Here is an 869-nt window from a genome sequence, read left to right as displayed (position 1 = left end):
CAAAACTGCCTCAAACTTCTGGAAAATGCCGATTGGTAAAATCGTCAAGGAAACCATCACCGGAGCGTCAAACGTTGGCGTGCAGGATATGGAAATATACGGGGATAACCTGTATTTCGCCTGGTCGCATGAAACGCAGAATACATACGCCGATACATATATCGGAAAAATGAATATTGTCAGCCCGGCATCGCTGATGAATTACGATTATCTGGAGGGGTTATAATTATGGCAGGCGCTGTTATTTTGAAATCAAAAAATATACTGGTATCCGGTCGCTCTCCGATAGCGCTGGGAGATGCGCTTCATCTTAATGCGTCGCGTGCCGTAGAGCATGAGTCGGTGGTCAGTCTGGCTGATTACCTGAAGCCGTCGCGGGTATTCTCTCCCATGACCGGTCACGAAATAACGCAAATTCCCGCTTCTCCGGGCATTGCGATGGTGGACGGATTTGCAGAACTGGATTTTCAGAAAGGTGCCGGGCTTGCCGCAGCATATGATGACCTGAACAATGCCCGTGAGGTGACTGTATATCTGGTATTCCGCGCTGATTTGTCAAAAGCTGATGCGAACGGTGTCATTTTCCGCTGGATGGCGAAATATACCGGGGCAGGCGCAACGGATAAAGGCTTCATTCTGCGTAAATACGCTTCCGCCGCCTCTATTCAGTGGCTTGTAGACGGTGGTGCAAATACCACCTCAATGTCACAGGTGTTTGCGAAATCCGGTTATATCGTGGCGTGCGTCGGTTGGTCGGTCGCCAATAATATTGCCTTCTTCAATATTAACGGGACCGAAGTATCTAACACGATGACCTTTTCTCCACCTGAAGGCGGCGGGTTAATGTCGTTCGGGTACAGCCCTGATTA

General features: G+C 49.3%; 2 protein-coding genes. Both read left to right on the top strand.

Annotation, left to right across the window (positions count from 1 at the left end; all coding sequences use genetic code 11):
* On the top strand, positions 1-226 hold a 226-nt coding region (locus tag ABLV54_RS00015; protein WP_348813462.1), incomplete at its 5' end, for a hypothetical protein.
* Between the two features lie 2 nt (positions 227-228).
* Positions 229-869, top strand: a 641-nt coding sequence (locus ABLV54_RS00010) for a hypothetical protein (protein ID WP_348813460.1), incomplete at its 3' end; no start/stop codon positions are given.

The sequence above is a fragment of the Klebsiella sp. JB_Kp042 genome (assembly GCF_040065275.1).
GTDB lineage: Bacteria > Pseudomonadota > Gammaproteobacteria > Enterobacterales > Enterobacteriaceae > Klebsiella > Klebsiella quasipneumoniae.
The sequence above is the reverse complement of the archived record's forward strand: the minus strand, read 5'-3'. Positions and strand labels throughout refer to the sequence as shown.